Source organism: Achromobacter sp. HZ01 (assembly GCF_003267925.1).
Taxonomy (GTDB): domain Bacteria; phylum Pseudomonadota; class Gammaproteobacteria; order Burkholderiales; family Burkholderiaceae_B; genus Achromobacter; species Achromobacter pulmonis_A.
In genome coordinates this window covers 191,862-210,832 of sequence record NZ_LWKV01000002.1, presented here as the reverse complement: position 1 = coordinate 210,832, position 18,971 = coordinate 191,862, and the positions used below count along the sequence as shown (strand labels likewise).

Sequence of the window (18,971 nt, the reverse complement as noted above, 5' to 3'; positions counted from 1 at the left end):
GTAGCGCATGGACACGATCATGATCCGGCCCGCCGCGGCCGATGGCGTCGCCGAAGTGCCGTCGGTGTGCTGCTATTGCGGCACCGGCTGCGGCGTGCGCGTGCAGGTGCGGGATGGCGCCGTGGTGGGCGTGCGGGGCGACGACGCGCATCCCGCCAACCGCGGCAGGCTGTGCAGCAAGGGACTGGCGCTGGCCGACACGGTGCGGCGCGACGGCGCGCGCGTGCTGTCGGCGCAATGGCGTGCGGCGCGCGGCCAGCCGCTGGCCGACATCGCATTGGACCAGGCCCTGGACATCGCGGCCGGGCGGCTGGCCGACTGCGTCGCGCGCCACGGTCCCGACTCGGTGGGCTTTTATCTGTCGGGCCAGCTGCTGACCGAGGACTATGCCGTCTTCAACAAGCTGGCGCGGGCGCTGGTCGGCACCAACAATATCGACACCAATTCGCGCCTGTGCATGTCGAGCGCGGTGTCGGGCTACAAGCGCACGCTGGGCGCCGACGCGCCGCCGGCCTGCTATGAAGACCTGGAGCTGGCGGACACGGTGCTGATCGCCGGCTCCAACATGGCCTACGCCCACCCGGTGCTGTTCCGGCGGCTGGAGGCGGCGCGCGCGCGCCGTCCCGGCATGAAGCTGATCGTGGCCGATCCGCGGCGCACCGATACCGCGGCCTGCGCCGACCTGCACCTGCAGCTGGCGCCCGGCACCGACGTGGCGCTGTTCCACGCCATGCTGCACGTCATGGTGAACGAGGACCTGATCGACCGCGGCTACATCCGCCGCCACACCGAGGGCTTCGAGGCGCTGCGGGAGCGGGTGCGATCCTGCACGCCGGCGGCCGCGCAGGAGATCTGCGGCGTGCCGGCGGCCGACATCGCGCAGGCGGCGCGCTGGTTCGGCCAGGCCGGGGCGGCGCTGTCGCTCTACACCATGGGCCTGAACCAGTCGACCAGCGGCACCGACAAGAATGCCGCGCTGATCCATCTGCACCTGGCCACCGGCCAGATCGGCAGGCCGGGAGCCGGACCGTTTTCGCTGACCGGCCAGCCCAACGCCATGGGCGGGCGCGAGGCCGGCGGCATGGCGACGCTGCTGCCGGGGCACCGCGATCCGGCCTCGGCCGGGGACCGCCGCGAGACGGCCGCGCTGTGGGGCGTGGACGCCTTGCCGCAGGCGCCGGGCGCAACCGCGCTGGAGATGTTCGACGCCGCGCTGGACGGGCGCATCAAGCTGCTGTGGATCGCGGCCACCAATCCCGCGCAGTCGCTGCCGGACCAGGCCCGCGTGCGCGCGGCGCTGGAGCGCGCGGAATTCGTGATCGTGCAGGAAGCGTACGCGGGCACCGAGACCCTGGCTTATGCCGACCTGGTGCTGCCGGCGGCCACCTGGCCGGAGAAGTCCGGCACGGTGACCAATTCGGAGCGGCGCATCAGCCGGGTGCGCGCGGCCGTCCCGCCGCCCGGAGACGCCCGGCCCGACTGGCGGCTGGCGCAGGCCGTCGCGCAGCGCCTGGCCGCCAGGCTGGCGCCGGGCAAGGCGGCGCTGTTCGGCTACCGCGACGAGGCCGAGGTCTTCGCCGAGCACGCCCGCATGACGGCCGGCCGAGACCTGGACTACAGCGCGCTGGACTACGCCGCGCTGGAAGCCGGCGGGCCGCAGCAATGGCCGTACCGGCAGGGACGGGGCGCGGCGCGCCTGTATGGCGACGGCGTGTACGCCACGCCCGGCGGGCGGGCCCGCTTCATCGACCTGGCGTATCGGCCCACGGCCGAAGCCGCCAGCCCGGCGTTTCCGCTGCAGCTGACCACCGGGCGGCTGCGCGACCACTGGCACACGATGGCGCGCACCTCGCTGGCGCGCGCGCTGACGCGGCACGTCGAGGAACCCTGGGTGTCGCTGCATCCCGAGGACATGCGGCGCCTGGGCCTGGAGCCCGGCGCGCTGGCCAGGCTGACGTCGCGCCGGGGCAGCGTGGTCGCGCCGGCGCAGCCGGACGAGGGCTTGAGGCCGGGCTGCGCGTTCCTGCCGATGCACTGGGGCAGCGCGTTCATGGCGGGCCTGGGCGTGAACGCGCTGACCAATCCGGCGGCCGATCCGCTGTCGCGCCAGCCCGAACTCAAGCACTGCGCCGTGTCGGCCGAACCCGCCGGCCTGCCATGGCAGGCGGCGGCGTGGCTGCAGGGCGACGCCGCCGCGCTGCGGCTGCGCCTGGCGCCGTGGCTGCGCCGATTCGACTACGCCGTGGCGCTGCCGGCGGGCGCGGGCGGCGTGCGCCTGCGGCTGGCCGCGCCCGCCGCGCCGCCGTCCGCCATGCTGGACGCCCTGGCGGACGCGCTGGATCTGCGCCGGCCCGACGTGGCCTTCGACGATCCGGCGCGCGGCCTGATGCGGCGGGTCAGGGTGGAACAGGGCGCCCTGCGCGGCTTTCTGCTGACCGGCGATCTGCGGGCCCAGGAAGCGCTGCTGTCATGGGCCGCCGGTGGCGAGGCGCCGCGCGGCGTGGCGGCGCTGCTGACCGGCCGCATCGCCGGCGCGGCGCGCTCGCGCACCGTGTGCGTGTGCAATGGCGTAAGCGTAGCGGCCATCCAGGCCGGCATCGGGCAGGGCTGCGACCTGGCCGCGCTGAAATCCGGACTGGGCTGCGGCACGGGCTGCGGTTCGTGCGTGCCCGAGATCCTGGCCATGATGGCCCGCGCCGCGCCGCCGCCGACACGTTCCGACATACGCCCCGGGACGAACCCGGTGTAGTATCGAGCCACCCCTACGCCGCAGGTCCGGCGGACGGTTTTTTACGGATTCATGGAGTGGCTTGTGACGATGCGGAAAATGGCATCCTTTGTTTTCGCGGCGGGCGCGCTGGCGGCGGCGCAGGCGACGCAGGCCGGCGTGTGCGACGCGCAGTTCATGCACGACGGCGGCGCGGTGCAGCTGACCGGCACGGGCAACCTGGCGCTGGGCGCCGACCTCAATTTCGCCGAAGTCTCCAAGACCAACGGCGACAACTGCCGCGCGCGGGTGCGCGGCGTGGCCACGTTCAGCTACGCCGGCCTGCCGCCGGGCAAGTCCAGGCTCGATTACCTGATGACCGTCAAGAGCGGGCAGGCCACCTTCGTGCGCTACGCCACCGCCGGCGAAGCGCCGCGGCCGTCCGAGGGCCAGTTCGACCTGCGCATGCTGGGCCTGTTCGCCTACGACGGCCAGCTCAGCCAGGGCCAGAAGCTGCCCGGCTCCTCGTTTCGCCTGAAGATCGGCAAGGAGGCGCCGGTGGGCGGCCAGCCCACCACCACGGTGCGCATCGGCGAAAAAACAGTGGGCAAAAAGATGTCCCTGGACACCGCCCTGGGCAAGCAGTCCTGCCATCCGATCACCTACAGCCGCGACACCACCCCCACCATGGCCACCTTCCAGGGCCTCACCCTGCCCATTCCCGGCATGAACACCACCGTGACGGACTGGTACTGCCCGGCCGTCAATCTGGTAATGAAACAGGACATCGACCAGGGCGGCGTGAAGTCGGCCGTTGAGATTACGCAGATCAAGTAGCACACCGTAGCAAGCGCGCCGCGCCGCGGCGATGGCGGCTGGTATTATGTTTGCGTCATGGACACACAACAGGAGCTCAAGAAAATGGCCACGAGAAAATCCGAAGACGTCGCAAAAGAAAAACTCATCGACAGTGTCAAGTCCAGCCTCAACGACGCCGAAAGCCTGCTGCGCGAAGCCGCCAGCAGCACGGGCGACAAGGCCAACGAACTGCGCGACCGCGCGCTGACTTCGCTCAAGCGCACGCGCGAGGCCCTGTACGAGGCCCAGGACGCCGTGCTCGAACGGGGCCGCAAGGCTGCCCGCGCGACCGACGACTACGTGCATGACAATCCCTGGCAAGCCATCGGCATCGCAGGCGTGACCGGCCTGCTGCTCGGCTTGCTGATCAGCCGCCGCTGACGGGGCCGGGCATCCGGGCGGGCGACGCCAGCCGTCTGCCGCCCGGCGTCCATCACGCCATGGGTCTGCGTAAATCTGTATTTGGCGTCGCGTCCAGCCTGGTCGGGCTGCTGCGCACGCGCCTGGAACTCCTGGCCCTGGAGGCCTCGGACGAAAAGGCGCGCTTGCTCAAGCTGCTGGGCATGGCGTTTGCTGCCTTGCTCTTCCTGACGCTGGCGGTGCTGGTCTTTACCGTCACGGTGGCGGTGGCCTTCTGGCCCACCGAAGACCGTTATCTGGCCCTGGGCCTGCTGGCGGCCTTCTACGGCATCGTCGGCGTGGTGCTGCTGCTGATGGTCCGGCACGGGCTGGTCTACGGCGCGCCGCCGTTCTCCGCCACGCTCGAAGAGCTGGGGCGCGACGCGGAGCTGCTCGACCGCATCCGCGACGCGCAGGACGAAGACGAAGCGCCGCAGGCGCCCCGCCGCGAGGAGGCCTGAGCGATGGCGAAAAGATCTCCTTCCGTCGACCGCGCCGTGCGCATCGAACTGCTGCGCGCCCGCGCCGCGATCGAGCGCGAATCGCTGGCGCAAAGCATCGCGTCCGCGGGCCGCAGGCTGGAGCCGTCCGCGCTTCTGCGCGGCCTGCTGCCCAGCCTGGCTTCCAGCAGCGCATCGCGCTGGGCGCTGCAGGCGATCAGCCTGGCGCGCCGCTATCCTCTCGTCAGTTCCTCGCTCTCGGCCATGGTCATGCGCGGGGGCAAGCGATCCAAGCTCTTGAAGATCGCCGGCGGCGCGTTCGTCGGCTGGCAGCTGTTCAAGGCCTGGCGCGGCGCCCGCCAGGACGGCGGGCGCGACGGCGAACCGCGCTGAGCCGGGCGGCCCGGCCTACAGGCCGAGCTGGCCCCACAGCGCATCCACGCGCTGCTTGACGTCGGCGTCCATCGTGATGGGCGTGCCCCATTCGCGCTGGGTTTCGCCCGGCCATTTATTGGTGGCGTCCATGCCCATCTTGCCGCCCAGGCCGGACACCGGCGAGGCGAAATCCAGATAGTCGATGGGCGTGTTCTCCACCAGCAGGGTGTCGCGCACCGGGTCCATGCGCGTGGTCATCGCCCACACCACTTCCTTCCAGTCGCGCGGGTTGATGTCCTCGTCCACCACGACGATGAACTTGGTGTACATGAACTGCCGCAGAATGCTCCACAGGCCGAACATCACGCGCTTGGCGTGGCCGGCATACTGCTTGCGGATGGACACCACCGCCAGGCGGTAGCTGCAGCCCTCGGGCGGCAGGTAGAAGTCCACGATCTCCGGCAGCTGGCGGCGCAGCAGCGGCACGAACACCTCGTTGAGCGCCACGCCCAGCACGGCGGGCTCGTCCGGCGGCTTGCCGGTATAGGTGGAGTGGTAGATGGGATTGCGCCGCATCGTGATCCGCTCCACCGTGAAGACGGGGAACCAGTCCTGCTCGTTGTAGTAGCCGGTGTGGTCGCCGTAGGGGCCTTCCAGCGCCATCTCGTAGTCGGTGTTGGCCGGCGGATTGACGCCCTCGGGCACCCGGGGCGCGACGGCGCGCGGGTCCGACGAGGGCAGCAGGTGGCCTTCCAGCACGATCTCGGCCCAGGCCGGCACCGACAGGTTGCTGCCCAGCGCCTGCGCCGTTTCGGTGCGCGAGCCGCGCAGCAGGCCGGCGAACTGGTATTCGGACAGGCTGTCCGGCACCGGCGTGACCGCGCCCAGCGTGGTGGCGGGGTCCGCGCCCAGGGCGACGGCGACCGGGAAGGGCGTGCCGGGATGGGCCAGGGCGTGGTCGCGGAAATCCAGCGCTCCGCCGCGATGCGACAGCCAGCGCATGATCAGCTTGTTGGGGCCGAGCAGCTGCTGGCGGTAGATGCCCAGGTTCTGGCGGCGCGCGTTCGGGCCGCGCGTGATCACCAGGCCCCAGGTCAGCAGCGGCGCCACGTCGCCCGGCCAGCAGGTCTGGATCGGCAGGCGGGTCAGGTCCACGTCCTTGCCTTCCCAGACGATCTCCTGGCAGGCGGGGCTCTTGACGTTCTTGGGGCTCATGTCCCATAGCGCCGATTTCAGCATCGACACCTTGGCCAGCGCGTCGCGCAGGCCGCGGGGCGCTTCGGGCTCGCGCAGCGATGCCAGCAGCTCGCCGATGTCGCGCAGCGCGCTGACGTCGTCGGCGCCCATGCCGCGGGCCACGCGGGCCGGCGTGCCGAACAGGTTGGTCAGCACCGGCATCTGCGCCGGACGGCCGTCGTGCATGGCGTTTTCGAACAGCAGGGCGGGGCCTTCGGCCCGCAGCACGCGGTCGGAAATCTCGGTCATTTCCAGCCGGGTGGACACCGGCGGGGCGATGCGTTTGAGCTCGCCCATGCGTTCGAGTTGAGCGAGGAAGTCTCTAAGGTCGCGGTATTTCACTACAGATCCCGGCGATTTGGTTACATTTTGGAGAGAAAGAGAGGTTAACATTGACTCCCTCTTTTTTACGCAGGAGGTTATATGCCCGATGCGTCAGTGGCCTCGCTCTTCAGGAGCATGGCCCAAGGAGTGCACCAATATCTTGCCGAATCGCTGCGCATCTGCTCCGTCTACCTGGGCATCGCGGTGATCGTGACGGTAAGCATGGGATTCGCCCTGCCTGGATTGCGCGACCAGGCATTGCAGGTGCACAAAGCCTTGTTGACCGCCCTAGCGCCCACGTCCATGCAAGCCGGCACCGATCTCGATACGGGTTCCGAACTCGGCACGGACATGTCGTCGGCCATCGCCATGGCCATCCCCGACGCGCCCGCCAGCAACGCCACCGGCATGCTGGGGCCGGCGCGCGTCGCTCCGCCGCCGGTGAAGCCGGTCGCCAGCATCGCGAGCGGCCCGCAGGCCGAAGCCTTGCGCAACTATATCTCGCGCAAGTACAAGGTCGCGTATGACGCGACCGGCCCGCTGCTGAACACGGTATACAAGGTCAGCCGCGAAAAGAAGCTGGATCCGCTGCTGGTGCTGGCCGTGATCGCCATCGAGTCCCGCTACAACCCGCTGGCCGAAAGCCACGTGGGCGCCCAGGGCCTGATGCAGGTGATGACCAGCGTGCACCAGGACAAGTTCGACGCCGTCGGCAAGAACCCGCTGGACCCGGCCGCCAACATCGGCGTGGGCACCACGATTCTGCGCGATTGCATCAACCGCCGCGGATCGGTGGACGGCGGCCTGGCCTGTTACGTGGGCGCCACGGGGCCCGACGACAACGGCTACGGCGCCAAGGTGCAGGCCGAACGGCGCCGCCTGGCGCTGGCCTCGGGCATCGCGCTGGCGCGCGACTGAACGCCTTAAAACGGCGGCTGGCGCCGCCCGATGGGTTACGCGCGCTCGACAGTCGCGTTCTTGTGATGATGGCGACGCGCTGCACCCATCCTACGGTGACGGGCGCGGCGCGAGGCATTCGACCGACCCCAGCCGCAACCGCCCCTCACCCCTGCAGCAACCGCCCCATCCGGGCCACCGCCTCTTCCAGGCGGTCCAGTCCCGTGGCATAGGAAAAGCGCATGGTGTGCCCGCCGTGGGCTGGGCCGAAGTCCAGCCCGGGCACGGCGGCCACGCCGGCCTCCAGCAGCAGGCGCTGCGAGAACGCGGCGCTGTCCATGCCCAGGTTGGAGATGTCGGCATAAATATAGAAGGCGCCGTCCGGCTTGACCGGCACCTGGATGCCCAGGCGCTCGAATTCCGGCAGCAGGTAGTCGCGGCGCTGCCTGAACGCCTCGCGGCGGTGCTCGAAGGTTTTCATCGCGCCCGGCGTGAAGCAGGCCAGCGCGGCATGCTGGGCCAGCGTGGGCGCGCAGATCGCCAGGCTGGCGGCGATCTTCTCCACCGGCGCCACCATGTCCTGCGGCACGATCATCCAGCCCAGGCGCCAGCCGGTCATGTGGAAATACTTCGAGAAGCTGTTGATGACGATGACGTCGTCGTCCAGCGTCAGCGCCGAACGCGGCTGGCCCTCGTAGGACAGGCCCAGGTAGATCTCGTCGACGATGGCGAAGCCGTCGCGCGCGCGGACCTGCGCCAGCAGCTCGGCCAGTTCGCCGTGGGCGATGGAGGTGCCGGTGGGGTTGCTGGGCGAAGCGATCAGCACGCCCTGGGTGGCCGGCGTCCAGTTGTCGGCCACGTCCTGGGCCGACAGCTGGAAACGCTTCTGCGCCGTGCTGGGAATCAGCCGCGGCACGCCGCCGGCGGCCAGCACGAAGTTGCTGTTGGCGGGGTAGGAGGGGTCGGGCATCAGCACTTCGCCGCCGCCGTTGACCAGGGCCGCGCAGGCCAGCGTCAGCGCGCCCGAGGCGCCCGCGGTGACGATGACGCGCGACGGATCGATGCTGGCGCCGAACTGTTCGTGGTAGAACCGGGCGATGGCTTCGCGCAGCGGGGTCAGGCCGGCCGAGGGACTGTAGCCGCTGAGCCCGGCGCGGGCCGCGCGTTCCAGCGCTTCCACGACCTGGGGCGGCGCGGTAAAGTCCGGTTCGCCGATGCCCAGGCTGATAATGTCCTTGCCGGCCGCCTGCAGCGCTTGCGCCTGCTTGAAAAGCTCCATTACCTGGAAGGTCAGGAAATCGTGGGTGCGGGCGGCAAGGCGGGGCATGGGATTCTCGAAGGCGTCTCGTAGCAAAAAAGGAATTGTAGTCATGCAGCCATCGCGCCGCGCTTTCCTCCTGGGCCGACGTCCGGTCCAGAGCCCCTGGGCGGCATTCCTGCAGCGCCTGGGGCTGCTGTGCCAGGGCGCCGTGCGCGACCTGGGCGAGAGCGGCGAGGCCGGCCCCCGGGCCGTTTTGATCCCGGCGCGCGAGGCCGACGTGGCGCACGCCCGCGCCCTGTGCGCCGAGTACCGCGTCACGCTGGCGCTTGAAGGGGCCGAAGGCCCGTTCGAAACCCATTACGGGCCGTTGCTGCGGGTGGACCCGTCGGCCCTGACGGAATTGCTGCGCCTGCCCGGCGAGCCCGCGCGCTGGCATGCCCGGCCCGGGGTGCCGCTGGCCGCGCTGGCGCGCGCCGGGCTGCGCCAGTTCGCCGGGCTGCCGGGCGAGTTGACGCTGGCCGCCTGGCTGGCCGCGCCGGCGCGCTGGGAGGCCGGGCGCTGCGCCGGTTCGGGCGTGCTGGCGGTGGACGTGATGCTGGCCGATGGGGTGGAGGCAACGCTGGGGGCCTTCGGCGAGGCCGACGTGCAGCCGCTGCGTTCCGCCACCGTGCAGCGCCTGGTGCCGTCGCTGTTCCAGCTGGCCTCGGGCGGGGACGCCTTCGCCACGCGCGACGGCGAACGCTGGCTCGGACGCTACCGCCTGGACGCGCTCAAGCCCGAGGCGCCGGCCACCGTCAACCTGGGGCAGCTGCTGCTGGGCCACGGCGGCACGCTGGCGTGGGTGTCTGGCGTCACGCTGGCCGACGCGCCGCCGGCGCCGCAACTGCCGCCGCCGGCCGAGCCGCCCGGGCTGGCCACGACCCGGCTGGATTCGCGGGTGAAGGCGCTGTTCGATCCGGACGGCCGTTTCCCCTTGTTGTCGGCGCCGCAATAGCGACAATTTGTAAGCTCGCGTTAAGATGGAAACGCAAGCCTGGCAAGGGGCGCGGAGGTATCGCGGCCGGCGCCATCGGAATAGAATTCCCCCCTTTCCGTGTCTCACACTCTAGCAAGTAGCCTGCCCCTATGGATGCCAATCTCCGCAAAGCCGCCCTTGAATACCACGAGCACGGACGCCCCGGCAAAGTCGCGGTCATGCCGACCAAGCAGCTCACCAACCAGCGCGACCTGGCGCTGGCCTATTCGCCCGGCGTGGCGGCGGCCTGCGAGGAAATCGTGGCCGACCCGGCCAACGTGTTCCGCTACACGGCGCGCGGCAACCTGGTGGGCGTGATCACCAACGGCACCGCGGTGCTGGGGCTGGGCAATATCGGTGCGCTGGCGTCCAAGCCGGTGATGGAAGGCAAGGCGGTGCTGTTCAAGAAGTTCGCCGGCCTGGACGTATTCGACATCGAAATCAACGAGACCGACCCCGACAAGCTGGTCGAGATCATCGCCGGCCTGGAAGCCACCTTCGGCGGCATCAACCTCGAAGACATCAAGGCCCCGGAATGCTTCGTCGTCGAGCGCAAGCTGCGCGACCGCATGAAGATCCCGGTTTTCCACGACGACCAGCACGGCACCGCGATCTGTGTGTCGGCGGCCTTCATCAACGGCCTGAAAGTGGTGGGCAAGGACATCAAGCAGGTCAAGGTGGTGACCTCGGGCGCCGGCGCGGCCGCGCTGGCCTGCCTGGACCTGATGGTGGACCTGGGCCTGCCGCTGGAGAATGTGTGGGTCACCGACATCGAAGGCGTGGTCTACGAAGGCCGCACGGCGCTGATGGACCCGGACAAGGCGCGCTTCGCGCAAAAGACCGACGCGCGCAAGCTGGCCGAGGTGATCCAGGGCGCCGACGTGTTCCTGGGCCTGTCGGCCGGCGGCGTGCTCAAGCCGGAGATGGTGGCGGCGATGGGTCCGCGTCCGCTGATCCTGGCGCTGGCCAACCCGACGCCGGAGATCCTGCCGGAAGTGGCGCACGGCGTGCGCGACGACGTGGTGATGGCCACGGGCCGTTCGGACTACCCGAACCAGGTCAACAACGTGCTGTGCTTTCCGTACATTTTCCGCGGCGCGCTGGACGTGGGCGCCACCACCATCACGCGCGAGATGGAAAAGGCGGCGGTGTACGCCATCGCCGAGCTGGCCGAGGAAGAGCAGAACGAAGTGGTGGCGGCGGCCTACGGCACCGATGACATTTCGTTCGGCCCGGACTACCTGATTCCCAAGCCGTTCGACCCGCGCCTGATCGTGCGCATCGCGCCGGCGGTGGCCAAGGCGGCGATGGAAGCCGGCGTGGCCACGCGCCCGCTGGCCGACCTGGAAGCCTACGAGGCGCAGCTGCAGCAGTTCGTGTACCACTCGGGCGCGTTCATGAAGCCGCTGTTCGCGGCGTCCAAGCGCATCGTGCGCGAAGGCGGCCGCGCCCGCATCGTGTTCGCCGAAGGCGAGGACGAGCGCGTGCTGCGCGCGGTGCAGGTGGTGGTCGACGAAGGCCTGGCCCGTCCCATCCTGGTGGGCCGCCCGTCGGTGCTGCTGGCCCGCATCGAAAAACTGGGCTTGCGCCTGCGCCTGGGCCAGGACGTGGAAGTCACCAACCCGGAGTACGACGAGCGCTTCCACCAGTACTGGACCACGTACTGGGAGCTGATGTGCCGCCGCGGCATCACCAAGGAAATGGCGCGGGTGGAGATGCGCCGCCGCATGACGCTGATCGGCGCGATGATGGTGCGCCTGGGCGACGCCGACGGCATGGTCTGCGGTTCGGTCGGCGCCTACCACGACCACCTGCGTTTCGTGGACGAGGTGATCGGCCGCCGCCCCGGCCACAACGTGTACGCGGCCATGAACATCCTGCTGCTCAACGAGCGCACGGTGGTGCTGGTCGACACCCACGTCAACGACGAGCCCACGGCCGAGCAGATCGCCGAGTTCACCGTCGCGGCCGCCCACGAGATGCGCCGCATGTTCCTGGCGCCCAAGGCGGCGCTGCTGTCGCGTTCCAACTTCGGCTCGGGCAGCTCGGCCTCGGGCGCGAAGATGCGCCGCGCGCTGGAGCTGGTGCGCGAGATCGACCCGGAGCTGGAGATCGACGGCGAGATGCACGGCGACTGCGCGCTGGACGAGGCGCTGCGCATGCGCATCCTGCCTTCGTCCTCGCTCAAGGGCGAGGCCAACCTGCTGGTGTGCCCGAACGTGGACGCCGGCAACATCGCCTACAACCTGCTCAAGACCACCGCGGGCAGCAACGTGGCGGTGGGTCCGTTCCTGCTGGGCGCGAACGCGCCGGTGCACATCCTGACTTCCAGCTCGACCGTGCGCCGCATCGTCAACATGACCGCCATGACGGTCGTCGATGCCAACACCCCGCGTTGAAGTCCGCCCGGCCGGCCCTGCGTGCCCGCGCACGCAGACCGGCCTGGTCCTGACCGGAGGCGGCGCCCGCGCCGCCTACCAGGTCGGCGTGCTCAGCGCCATCATGGAGCTGCTGGACCCGGACTGGCATTCGCGCTTCCAGAACCCGTTTCACATCATCTGCGGCACGTCCGCCGGCGCCATCAACGCCGCCGCGCTGGCCTGCCGCGCCGACCGTCCGCACCTGGGCGTGCGCCGCATCCGGCGCCTGTGGTCTTCGCTCAACACCGACATGATCTACCGGGCCGACACGCCCGGCATCATCCGCACGGGCGGCCGCTGGCTGGGCCTGCTGTCGCTGGGCTGGATGTTCTCGGGCCTGGCGCGCAAGCGGCCCACCTCGCTGCTGGACAACAGCCCCATGGAGGCCTTGCTGGGCCGGGTGCTGGACTTCCAGCACCTGCGCGCCAACCTCGAAAGCGGCGCCCTGTCGGCGCTGGCCATCACGGCCTCGGGCTACACCAGCGGCGAGCACCTGACCTTCTACCAGGCGCATACGCCGATCGAGCCCTGGCACCGCTATCTGCGCCTGGCCATCCCGACCCCGATCGGCATCGACCACCTGATGGCCTCGTCGGCCATTCCCTTCGTCTTCCCGGCCCGCCAGGTGCAGGTGCACGGCAAGGGCGAATGGTGCGGCGACGGCTCGATGCGCCAGCTGGCGCCGATCAGCCCGGCCATCCATCTGGGCGCCAGCCGCGTGCTGGTGATCGGCACCGGATTCCGCGACGACACCCACCCCGAGAACCGCGAAGACTCGCCGCCGTACCCGTCCCTGGCGCAGGTGGGCGGCCATGCGCTGGCCAGCATCTTCCTGGACGGGCTGTCGGCCGACGTCGAGCGCCTGCAGCGCATGAACTTCCTGACGGAGCTGGCCGGCGAGGAGGGCGTCCGCGGCGGCGTGCGCCGCGTGGAGGTGCTGACCATCACGCCCAGCCAGTCGCTGGACCTGATGGCGCTGGAGCATTTGAAGGACATGCCGACCCAGGCCCGTGCCCTTTTCCGCGTGCTCGGTGTATCGTCCGATCCAGGCCGTCCGGGAGGCGGGTCGCTGATGTCCTACCTCCTGTTTGAATCCAGCTACACCAAGCGATTGATTGAACTGGGTTATGCCGATACGATGCAGCGTAGCGATGAAGTGATCGCCTTTTTCAAGGAGGCTCGGGCATGACGCGCAATGGCCAATCTACTTTGCAGCGGCAGCTGCTGCGCGGCGGTGCGCTGGCCCACGAGGGGCTGGACAAGAAGGCCGTGGTAGACGCCGCCCATGAGCTCGGCCTGGCCTTGTTCGTCGCCAATTGCGATCCCGCCCGCAGCCGTTCGGCGGTGCTGCGCGCCATCGTCAAGGCGGTCGACTTCCCCGAGTACTTCGGCGGCAATCTCGACGCGCTCTACGACTGTCTGTGCGACACCGTGCTGGACCACAAGACCGGCGTGGTGCTGTGGCTGTACCGGCTGCACTCGGGCGATCCGGCGCTAGAGGAAGACGCCGGCCTGATCGAAACCGTATGTTCCGATGCGTCCGATTTCGCCCGCGAAAACGGGCGCGTGTTTTCGTACGTGATCGAACACGCCGGCAGGCACCCCGATCCCGAGCCGGGCGTGGCGGCCGCGCCCTACGGCGAAAACCACTGAAGCCCTGGCCGGGCTACCAGCCCAGCAGCGCCCCGGCGGCCGAGGCCAGCGCCAGGCCCGCCGTCTCGGTGCGCAGCACCCGCGGGCCGAAGCGCACCGCCTGGACCCCCGCCTGCCGCGCCTGTTCCAGTTCCTTGTCCGACCATCCGCCCTCGGGGCCGACCAGCAGCGTCAGCGCCTGCAGGCCGGGATCAGCGCGCAGCCGGGCGGCCAGATCGTCGGCCGCTTCCGGATGGCACATCAGGCGCAGGCCGTCGGCGGGCTGCGCCAGCCATTCGGCCAGCGCCAGGGGCGCGTCCACCGCCATCAGCCGGTTGCGTCCGCATTGCTCGCTGGCGGCTTGGGCGATGCGCCGCCAGTGCGCCACGCGCTTGTCCAGCCGCGGCCCCGACAATTGCAGCACGCTGCGCTGCGCCGCCACCGGGCAGACCCGGGCCACCCCCAGTTCCACCGCTTTTTCCACCACCCAGTCCATCTTGTCGCCGGAAGGCAGGCCCTGGACCAGGGTGATGCGCCCGGCCAGCTCGGCCTCGCGCGGCGAAAACGGCCCCAGCCGGGCGAACCCGGCCTTGCCCTCGGCCTCCAGTACGGCGGGGAATTCGCCGCCCTGGCCGTTGAACAGGACGATGGCCTCGCCGTGGCGCAGCCGCAGCACCCGCAGCGCGTGGTGGGCCAGGGCGTCCGGCAGGGCGACTCGGGCGCCGGCGGTCAGGGGGAGGTCGCAGAAGAAGCGGGGGGCGGACATGAAACGAAACGTGGCGGATCGGGGGAAAAACAGCCCCTCCGGGGGGCGGCCGGCCCCGGCGGCGGAGCCGGCGCGGGGCATTTGCGTCAGCCGCGTAGCCTAGCATGGGGGACGGCTTATGGCCGATGGCCTGAGGGAAACCCCCGGGTGCTAAAATCCCCTGCTTCGCAACCTACTTAACTGGCCCTGCCGTGTTCCAGGTGACCAGCTTCAAAGAGCCTTCCGAATGAGCAATCCGACCGCCCCTAAACTTGCCTTGGCGGATGCCATCCGCGCCCTCGCGATGGACGCCGTGCAACAAGCGAACTCCGGGCACCCGGGTGCTCCCATGGGCATGGCGGAAATCGCCCAAGCCTTGTGGGCCGGCAACCTGCGTCACAACCCCAAAGATCCCGCCTGGGCCAACCGCGACCGCTTCGTGCTGTCCAACGGCCACGGCTCCATGCTGATCTACGCCCTGCTGCACCTGACCGGCTACGATCTGCCGATCGAAGAACTCAAGAACTTCCGCCAGCTGCATTCCAAGACCCCGGGCCACCCCGAAGTGGGCATCACCCCGGGCGTGGAAACGACCACCGGCCCGCTGGGCCAGGGCCTGGGCAACGCCGTGGGCATGGCGCTGGCCGAAGCCCTGCTGGCCGCCGAATTCAACAAGCCCGGCCACACCATCGTCGACCACCACACCTACGCCTTCACCGGCGACGGCTGCCTGATGGAAGGCATCTCGCACGAAGTCTGCTCGCTGGCCGGCACGCTCAAGCTGGGCAAGCTGGTGGTGCTGTATGACGACAACGGCATTTCCATCGACGGCCACGTCGAGCACTGGTTCGCCGACGACACCGCCAAGCGCTTCGAAGGCTACGGCTGGAACGTGATCCGCGGCGTGGACGGCCACGACGTCGCCGCCGTGGACGCCGCCATCAAGGCCGCGCGCGCGCAATCGGAAAAGCCCACCCTGATCGTCTGCCGCACCGTCATCGGCAAGGGTTCGCCCAACATGGCCGGCACCCACAACGTGCACGGCGCGCCGCTGGGCAAGGACGAGATCGCCGCCACCCGCGCCGCGCTGGGCTGGTCGTCGGAGCCGTTCCAGATCCCGCAGGAAATCTACGACGGCTGGGACGGCCGCAAGCGCGGCGCCGCGGCCCAGGCCGAATGGCGGTCCGCCTTCGACGCCTACGCCGCCGAATTCCCGGCCGAAGCCGCCGAATTCACCCGCCGCATGAAGGGCGAGCTGCCCGCCGGCTACGCCGAGCAGTTCCAGGCCTTCCTGAACGCCACGCTGGAAAAGGCCGAGACCGTGGCCACCCGCAAGGCGTCGCAGTTCGCGATCGCGGCGCTGGCCGCCGCGCTGCCGGAAATGCTGGGCGGCTCGGCCGACCTGACCGGCTCCAACTTCACCGACTGGAAGGGCGTCGCGCCGGTGCGCGCCGGCGAGCAGGGCATCCAGTTCGGCCGCCATATCAACTACGGCGTGCGCGAATTCGGCATGGCCGCCATCATGAACGGCGTGGCCCTGCACGGCGGCTACCTGCCGTTCGGCGGCACCTTCCTGACCTTCTCCGACTACTCGCGCAACGCCATCCGCATGGCGGCGCTGATGAAGCAGCGCGTGGTGCACGTGTTCACCCACGACTCGATCGGCCTGGGCGAAGACGGCCCGACCCACCAGTCCATCGAACACGCCTCCAGCCTGCGCCTGATCCCCAACCTGTCGCTGTGGCGCCCCTGCGATACCACGGAAACGGCCGTGGCCTGGAACGCGGCCGTGACGCGCCCGGCCAGCATCGGCATGGACGTGCACGACGGCGGCCCCACGGCGCTGCTGCTGTCGCGCCAGAACCTGCCGTTCGTGCAGCGTGACGCCGCCACCGTGGACGCCATCGCCCGCGGCGGCTACGTGCTGCGCGACGCCGAGGGCGCCCGCGCCGTCATCATCGCCACCGGCTCGGAAGTCGCCATCGCGCTGGACGCGCAGGCCCAGCTGGCCAAGGAAGGCATCGCGGTGCGCGTGGTCTCCATGCCCAGCACCGACGTGTTCGACCGCCAGGACGCCGCCTGGAAGCAGTCGGTGCTGCCCAAGGGCCTGCCGCGCGTGGCCGTCGAGGCCGGCATCACCGCCTTCTGGCACAAGTACGTGGGCCTGGAAGGCGCCGTCGTCGGCATCGACCGCTACGGCGAATCCGCGCCGGCCGGCGCGCTGTTCAAGTTCTTCGGGCTGACCGCCGACAAGGTGGCCGAGACCGTCCGCCAAGTTTTGTAAAAAGGAGCTTAGTCATGACCATTCGCGTCGCCATCAACGGTTACGGCCGCATCGGCCGCAACATCCTGCGTGCCCACTACGAAGGTGGCAAGAAGCACGACATCGAAATCGTCGCCATCAACGACCTGGGCGATCCCAAGACCAACGCGCACCTGACGCGCTACGACACCGCCCACGGCAAGTTCCCGGGCACGGTCGAGGTCGACGGCGAATACATGGTCGTCAACGGCGACAAGATCCGCGTGCTGGCCAACCGCAACCCGGCCGAGCTGCCCTGGGGCGAGCTGAAGGTCGACGTGGTGCTGGAATGCACGGGCTTTTTCACCACCAAAGAAAAGGCCGGCGCGCACATCAAGGGCGGCGCCAAGAAGGTCATCATCTCGGCTCCCGGCGGCAAGGACGTCGACGCCACCGTCGTGTACGGCGTGAACCACGGCGTGCTGAAGGCCTCGGACACCGTCATCTCCAACGCGTCGTGCACCACCAACTGCCTGGCCCCGCTGGTCAAGCCGCTGAACGACAAGCTGGGCCTGGAAAACGGCCTGATGACCACGGTCCACGCCTACACCAACGACCAGGTCCTGACCGACGTCTACCACGAAGACCTGCGCCGCGCCCGTTCGGCCACCATGAGCATGATCCCCACCAAGACCGGCGCCGCCGCCGCCGTGGGCCTGGTGCTGCCTGAACTGAACGGCAAGCTGGACGGCTACGCCATCCGCGTCCCGACCATCAACGTGTCCATCGTCGACCTGTCCTTCGTGGCCAAGCGCGACACCACCGTCGAAGAAGTCAACGGCATCCTGAAGGCCGCCTCGGAAGGCGAGCTCAAGGGCATCCTGGACTACAACACCGAACCCCTGGTCTCGGTGGACTACAACCACAACCCGGCCTCCAGCACCGTCGACGCGTCGCTGACCAAGGTCTCGGGCCGCCTGGTCAAGGTCTCTTCCTGGTACGACAACGAGTGGGGCTTCTCGAACCGCATGCTCGACACCACCGTCGCGCTGATGACGGCCAAGTAAGCCACGCAGTCAGTCCACAGGGGACGGATTTGTTTTCCGCCGGCGCGGAAAATGGGTTCGTCCCCTTTGTACGCCAATCGTAGGAATCCATACTCATGCCCAAGGTCAATACCCTGTCCGCGCTGGCCAAGTCCGGCGCCCTGTCCGGCAAGCGCGTGTTCATCCGCGCCGATCTGAACGTGCCGTTCGACGACGCCGGCCGCATCAGCGAAGACACCCGCATCCGCGCCTCGGTGCCCGGCATCCGCATGGCGCTGGACGCCGGCGCCGCCGTGATGGTCACGTCCCACCTGGGCCGCCCCAAGGAAGGCGTGCTGACCGAGGCCGATTCGCTGGCCAAGGTCGGCCAGCGCCTGTCCGAGCTGCTGGGCATGCCCGTGCAGCTGGTGCGCGACTGGGTCGACGGCGTCAAGGTCGACCACGGCCAGGTCGTGCTGCTGGAGAACTGCCGCGTCAACGTCGGCGAGAAGAAAGACGACGAAACCCTGGCGCGCAAGATGGCCGCGCTTTGCGACGTCTACGTCAACGACGCCTTCGGCACCGCGCACCGCGCCGAGGCCACCACCCACGGCATCGCGCGCTTCGCGCCCGTGGCCTGCGCCGGCCCGCTGCTGGCCGCCGAACTTGAAGCCCTGGGCCGCGCGCTGCACGAGCCCAAGCGTCCGCTGGTCGCCATCGTCGGCGGCTCCAAGGTCTCGACCAAGCTGTCCATCCTGCAATCGCTGGCCGACAAGGTCGACCAGCTGGTGGTGGGCGGCGGCATCGCCAACACCTTCATGCTGGCCGCCGGCCTGCCCATCGGCAAATCGCTGGCCGAGCCCGACCAGGTCGAGCAGGCCCGCGCCGTCATCGACATGATGAAACAGCGCGGCGCGGCCGTGCCGATCCCGGTGGACGTGGTCTGCGCCAAGTCCTTCGGCGCCGACGCCGAAGCCACGGTCAAGGCCGCGGCCGACGTGGCCGAGGACGACATGATCCTGGACATCGGCCCGCAGACCGCGGCGCAGCTGGCCGGCATCCTGAAGCAGGCCGGCACCATCGTCTGGAACGGCCCGGTGGGCGTGTTCGAGTTCGACCAGTTCGCCCACGGCACCGAAGTGGTGGCCCGCGCCATCGCCGACTCGGCCGGCTTTTCCATCGCCGGCGGCGGCGACACGCTGGCCGCCATCGCCAAGTACGGCATCGGCGAGCAGGTCGGCTACATCTCGACCGGCGGCGGTGCGTTCCTGGAGTTCCTGGAAGGCAAGACCCTGCCCGCCGTCGCGGTGCTGGAAGCCCGCGCCTCGACGGACGCCGGCGCGTAACCCATCCGGCGGCGCGAGCCGCCGGTTTTCCCCGGCCCCGCTGCCGCCA

General features: G+C 69.7%; 16 protein-coding genes. 13 read left to right on the top strand and 3 right to left on the bottom strand.

Annotation, left to right across the window (positions count from 1 at the left end):
- Positions 1-19 precede the first annotated feature (19 nt).
- The 5 genes from A6B37_RS10045 (at position 20) to A6B37_RS10025 (ending at position 4,797) form a co-directional block, all read left to right on the top strand.
- Entirely contained in the window at positions 20-2,749 is a 2,730-nt protein-coding gene (locus A6B37_RS10045; RefSeq protein ID WP_111826305.1) for a nitrate reductase, read from the top strand.
- A 78-nt stretch (positions 2,750-2,827) separates the two neighbouring features.
- Positions 2,828-3,544 (top strand): hypothetical protein, encoded by a 717-nt coding sequence (locus A6B37_RS10040; protein WP_168202166.1) that lies wholly within the window; start codon positions 2,828-2,830, stop codon positions 3,542-3,544.
- A gap of 84 nt (positions 3,545-3,628) precedes the next feature.
- Positions 3,629-3,946: a DUF883 family protein gene (locus A6B37_RS10035; protein ID WP_043544379.1), complete on the top strand. Its 318-nt coding sequence runs from the start codon at positions 3,629-3,631 to the stop codon at positions 3,944-3,946.
- 59 nt (positions 3,947-4,005) lie between these two features.
- On the top strand, positions 4,006-4,425 hold the full coding sequence (locus tag A6B37_RS10030) for a phage holin family protein (protein WP_102773689.1): 420 nt from the start codon (positions 4,006-4,008) through the stop codon (positions 4,423-4,425).
- Between the two features lie 3 nt (positions 4,426-4,428).
- Positions 4,429-4,797, top strand: a complete 369-nt coding sequence (locus A6B37_RS10025) for a hypothetical protein (RefSeq protein ID WP_111825661.1) — start codon at positions 4,429-4,431, stop codon at positions 4,795-4,797.
- Positions 4,798-4,812: 15 nt separating this feature from the next.
- On the opposite strand, the gene ubiD is transcribed toward A6B37_RS10025, so the two are convergent.
- Positions 4,813-6,357, bottom strand: a complete 1,545-nt coding sequence (gene ubiD / locus A6B37_RS10020) for a 4-hydroxy-3-polyprenylbenzoate decarboxylase (protein WP_102773687.1) — start codon at positions 6,355-6,357, stop codon at positions 4,813-4,815.
- An 81-nt stretch (positions 6,358-6,438) separates the two neighbouring features.
- Between ubiD and A6B37_RS10015 the strand changes: the two genes are divergently transcribed.
- Positions 6,439-7,257, top strand: coding sequence for a lytic transglycosylase domain-containing protein (locus tag A6B37_RS10015; RefSeq protein ID WP_102773686.1), 819 nt, complete (start codon positions 6,439-6,441; stop codon positions 7,255-7,257).
- A 145-nt stretch (positions 7,258-7,402) separates the two neighbouring features.
- Here the strand turns inward: A6B37_RS10015 and A6B37_RS10010 are convergent, their stop codons facing one another.
- Complete coding sequence (locus A6B37_RS10010) at positions 7,403-8,563, bottom strand: pyridoxal phosphate-dependent aminotransferase (protein ID WP_102773685.1); 1,161 nt, start codon at positions 8,561-8,563, stop codon at positions 7,403-7,405.
- Between the two features lie 43 nt (positions 8,564-8,606).
- Here A6B37_RS10010 and A6B37_RS10005 point away from each other — a divergent pair, with 43 nt between their 5' ends.
- The 4 genes from A6B37_RS10005 to A6B37_RS09990 all read left to right on the top strand — a co-directional run bounded on the left by A6B37_RS10005 (position 8,607) and on the right by A6B37_RS09990 (position 13,585).
- Positions 8,607-9,491: an FAD-binding protein gene (locus tag A6B37_RS10005; RefSeq protein WP_111825660.1), complete on the top strand. Its 885-nt coding sequence runs from the start codon at positions 8,607-8,609 to the stop codon at positions 9,489-9,491.
- 131 nt (positions 9,492-9,622) lie between these two features.
- Entirely contained in the window at positions 9,623-11,911 is a 2,289-nt protein-coding gene (locus A6B37_RS10000; protein WP_111825659.1) for an NADP-dependent malic enzyme, read from the top strand.
- Entirely contained in the window at positions 11,892-13,121 is a 1,230-nt protein-coding gene (locus A6B37_RS09995) for a patatin-like phospholipase family protein (protein ID WP_168202165.1), read from the top strand. The genes A6B37_RS10000 and A6B37_RS09995 overlap by 20 nt, the downstream gene beginning before the upstream one ends.
- Entirely contained in the window at positions 13,118-13,585 is a 468-nt protein-coding gene (locus A6B37_RS09990) for a barstar family protein (RefSeq protein WP_102773683.1), read from the top strand. The genes A6B37_RS09995 and A6B37_RS09990 overlap by 4 nt, the downstream gene beginning before the upstream one ends.
- Before the next feature lie 13 nt (positions 13,586-13,598).
- Here A6B37_RS09990 and A6B37_RS09985 read toward each other — a convergent pair whose 3' ends face one another.
- Entirely contained in the window at positions 13,599-14,330 is a 732-nt protein-coding gene (locus A6B37_RS09985; RefSeq protein WP_102774141.1) for a 16S rRNA (uracil(1498)-N(3))-methyltransferase, read from the bottom strand.
- Positions 14,331-14,556: 226 nt separating this feature from the next.
- On the opposite strand from A6B37_RS09985, the gene tkt reads away from it, so the two are divergent.
- From tkt to A6B37_RS09970, 3 genes are all read left to right on the top strand, one after another.
- The gene (gene tkt, locus A6B37_RS09980) at positions 14,557-16,593 is read left to right on the top strand and encodes a transketolase (RefSeq protein WP_111825658.1); all 2,037 of its coding nucleotides are present in this window, start codon (positions 14,557-14,559) and stop codon (positions 16,591-16,593) included.
- Between the two features lie 14 nt (positions 16,594-16,607).
- Positions 16,608-17,618, top strand: a complete 1,011-nt coding sequence (gene gap, locus A6B37_RS09975) for a type I glyceraldehyde-3-phosphate dehydrogenase (protein ID WP_102773681.1) — start codon at positions 16,608-16,610, stop codon at positions 17,616-17,618.
- Between the two features lie 95 nt (positions 17,619-17,713).
- The gene (locus tag A6B37_RS09970) at positions 17,714-18,922 is read left to right on the top strand and encodes a phosphoglycerate kinase (protein ID WP_111825657.1); all 1,209 of its coding nucleotides are present in this window, start codon (positions 17,714-17,716) and stop codon (positions 18,920-18,922) included.
- The last annotated feature ends 49 nt before the right edge of the window (positions 18,923-18,971 follow it).

Bases quoted from the DNA above. Each gene is read 5' to 3' on its own strand.
- A6B37_RS10045 (WP_111826305.1), top strand. From the start codon at position 20: ATGATCCGGCCCGCCGCGGCCGATGGCGTCGCCGAAGTGCCGTCGGTG.
- A6B37_RS10040 (WP_168202166.1), top strand. From the start codon at position 2,828: ATGGCATCCTTTGTTTTCGCGGCGGGCGCGCTGGCGGCGGCGCAGGCG.
- A6B37_RS10035 (WP_043544379.1), top strand. From the start codon at position 3,629: ATGGCCACGAGAAAATCCGAAGACGTCGCAAAAGAAAAACTCATCGAC.
- A6B37_RS10030 (WP_102773689.1), top strand. From the start codon at position 4,006: ATGGGTCTGCGTAAATCTGTATTTGGCGTCGCGTCCAGCCTGGTCGGG.
- A6B37_RS10025 (WP_111825661.1), top strand. From the start codon at position 4,429: ATGGCGAAAAGATCTCCTTCCGTCGACCGCGCCGTGCGCATCGAACTG.
- A6B37_RS10015 (WP_102773686.1), top strand. From the start codon at position 6,439: ATGCCCGATGCGTCAGTGGCCTCGCTCTTCAGGAGCATGGCCCAAGGA.
- A6B37_RS10010 (WP_102773685.1), bottom strand. From the start codon at position 8,563: ATGCCCCGCCTTGCCGCCCGCACCCACGATTTCCTGACCTTCCAGGTA.
- A6B37_RS10005 (WP_111825660.1), top strand. From the start codon at position 8,607: ATGCAGCCATCGCGCCGCGCTTTCCTCCTGGGCCGACGTCCGGTCCAG.
- A6B37_RS10000 (WP_111825659.1), top strand. From the start codon at position 9,623: ATGGATGCCAATCTCCGCAAAGCCGCCCTTGAATACCACGAGCACGGA.
- A6B37_RS09995 (WP_168202165.1), top strand. From the start codon at position 11,892: ATGCCAACACCCCGCGTTGAAGTCCGCCCGGCCGGCCCTGCGTGCCCG.
- A6B37_RS09990 (WP_102773683.1), top strand. From the start codon at position 13,118: ATGACGCGCAATGGCCAATCTACTTTGCAGCGGCAGCTGCTGCGCGGC.
- A6B37_RS09985 (WP_102774141.1), bottom strand. From the start codon at position 14,330: ATGTCCGCCCCCCGCTTCTTCTGCGACCTCCCCCTGACCGCCGGCGCC.
- tkt (WP_111825658.1), top strand. From the start codon at position 14,557: ATGAGCAATCCGACCGCCCCTAAACTTGCCTTGGCGGATGCCATCCGC.
- gap (WP_102773681.1), top strand. From the start codon at position 16,608: ATGACCATTCGCGTCGCCATCAACGGTTACGGCCGCATCGGCCGCAAC.
- A6B37_RS09970 (WP_111825657.1), top strand. From the start codon at position 17,714: ATGCCCAAGGTCAATACCCTGTCCGCGCTGGCCAAGTCCGGCGCCCTG.